The 2,562-nt window shown below is 37.9% G+C and carries 1 protein-coding gene; it reads right to left on the bottom strand.

Annotated features, from left to right (window positions below):
• Positions 1 to 234: 234 nt before the first annotated feature.
• The gene (locus tag QXS89_05620) at positions 235 to 2,334 is read right to left on the bottom strand and encodes a glycoside hydrolase family 13 protein (GenBank protein MEM3831653.1); all 2,100 of its coding nucleotides are present in this window, start codon (positions 2,332 to 2,334) and stop codon (positions 235 to 237) included.
• Positions 2,335 to 2,562: the final 228 nt, after the last annotated feature.

The raw sequence follows: 2,562 nt of genomic DNA on the forward strand, positions 1-2,562 counted from the left end.
ATACCCATAGTATCCCGGACCCCTGTCATCTCCTGTAGGATCGCTGACACTGATCACAGGCTGTTCAGCTTTTGTAATAATGGTCAGAGGTGTTATAGCATATATTGAGATTGTGAAGATTAGAATGGCTAGAAATAGATAGGATCTTCTGATATTCATAATAATATCATCCTCGAAAGAATATTAACTTATCAGCCTAATATGTGTTTTATGATTCCTATGTTTTAAGGAGAATTAGTATAGGTATCTGATTTTATCTCCTTTAATATGTAATATTCTTTCTCCTCTTCTAAGATTCACTATAATATGAGATCTTGGAATGTTCAGTCTTAGGATTTTCATGGTTTTCATAGGTATGATCATCTTATGCCTACTTCTGTCTCTGGTCACTACCGTGAGTATCCTCTCTCCTTCTGGTAGGTATCTTAGTAATGCTATGCTATCTCTATCTATAGCTTGGAATCTTGTGAATCCTGTTCTAAGAGCTTTAAATGATCTTCTTATTCTAGCTAGATTTCTTATATGCTCTAGAAGAATCTTATTCCATCTATTCTCATCCCAGAGCATATATCTCCTATTATCAGGATCTCCTCCTCCTTCTAATCCTATCTCATCTCCATAATATATGGCAGGGCTACCTGGTAGGGTGAATAGTATAGTGTACATGTTGATAAGAATCCTGAGATCTCCTCCTGCTAAAGTGAAGATTCTCGGAGTATCATGACTTCCAAGGAGATTATAGAGAGAGTTTACAGCGTAATATGGCTGAGACACATACTGAGATCCTATGATGTATATGAATTGATAAGCATCAATACTTCTATACAGGAGAAAGTTTAGAATAGCATTTCTCAACTCGTAGTTCATGGCAGAGTCTGCTATAACTCCCATAGGATAGTATCTGAGTTCTCCCATGAGCTCTATAATGAAGATCCTCTCATCACCTTCGAACTCTTTTAAAGCTCTATACATCTTCTTAAGAGATTCATCTGGTATTCCATGTCCTACATCAATTCTAAAACCATCTACTCCAAGCGAAGACCAGTATCTTATTATATCTATGAAGAATTCTGAAACTTTCGGATTAAAATGATCCCATCTAACCATAGACCAAGATCCTAGGAAAGATTCGTAGAAAGGCTTCATATCTGTAGGTGGTTTTCTACATCTGCTCTCTATATATTCTCGAAACCTCTTCATATAATCCTGTTCTAGAGATCCAGGATCTTTTAATAATTTGAACATTCTCTTCATCTCAGGATCTCCTTCCAGAGCTTTTACAAAGTACTGGGAGCATGGTGAAGCATGATATGGTACTAGATCTAGAACTACTCTGATCCCTCTCTCATGAGCTTCTCTAACAAGATTTTTAAAGTCCTCTAGATCTCCGAGATATCCATCCACTGATCTATAGTCTATAACATCATATCTATGGTATGAGGGTGAGGGATGTATAGGATTCAGGTATATAGCATCAACTCCTAGACTTCTTACGTAGTTCAATCTCTCTATAATACCTCTGAGATCTCCTCCTATAAAACCTCTCTCTCTAGGTATCTTCTCGGGAGATATCTTGTCAGGAGGATCATTACTAGGATCTGCGTTATAAAAGCTGTCAGGAAAGATCTGATAGTATACTGAACCGATCCACCAAAGCTCTCTATCTACACCAGCTATCTTCTCTATTTCAAAGAATTTCTCAGAATAGATCCCGTCTACACCGTATAGAACCTCTTCACCTCTAAGATTCAGCTTGAATCTATATCTATCAAAGTTTCTCCTGATAACAGCCTCATAATATGAATAGTATTTATCCTCATACACCTTCTCCATATCATAACACCTCCTACCCCAGCTCCCCTCAATCTCGACACATGCTCCAGAAATATTATTCTTCAAAGCTCTGATCCTTATTATATAGTAGTCTAGATACATGCTGAGATATGCTGGATCTCTCTCATCATGCTCTATATACTCAGGATAGATCATGCCACTTCTAATAGCTTTCTCAAGCCTGCTAACCTCTATCTCAGCAACTGAAAACCTAAGCTTCCTACCAAAGAATTCAACTTCTCTCGAGAAGGTGTTATCAGGATCTGGATAGTAGTTGAGATAAGGATCAACAAAGATATAGAGGTACTCACCCTCCGGAAGCAGGATCTCTGAAGAACATAAACCTCTTGAATCTCTTCTAAGCTCTACTCTACCCGGCATATATGCGGTGAATGCTGAGACCAGATAAAGATGGTCTGAGTCTCGAGGACATTTGGTTGCAAACCTCACCCTATACTTTCCAAATCTAAGATCTCCAAGAACCTCTCTACCTAATACCACGTACAAGAATAATCCCAGAACCTCTTCTCTTCTAGAGAATTAAAAAATATATTAGGCTGACTATATATGAAGTATATGTAGGTGAATTATTTATGTCTCTGAAAGCTCTTTCTAAAACCATTCTAGCTGTCATAATAATAGTTATAATCGCTATAGCTGGCGTAGCCTATATACTTCTAATCTATCAAACACCTCCCACAACACCGACCCCAACTCCTACTCCCACAA

It is taken from the genome of Sulfolobales archaeon (assembly GCA_038881635.1).
Classification (GTDB): domain Archaea; phylum Thermoproteota; class Thermoprotei_A; order Sulfolobales; family AG1; genus WYEN01.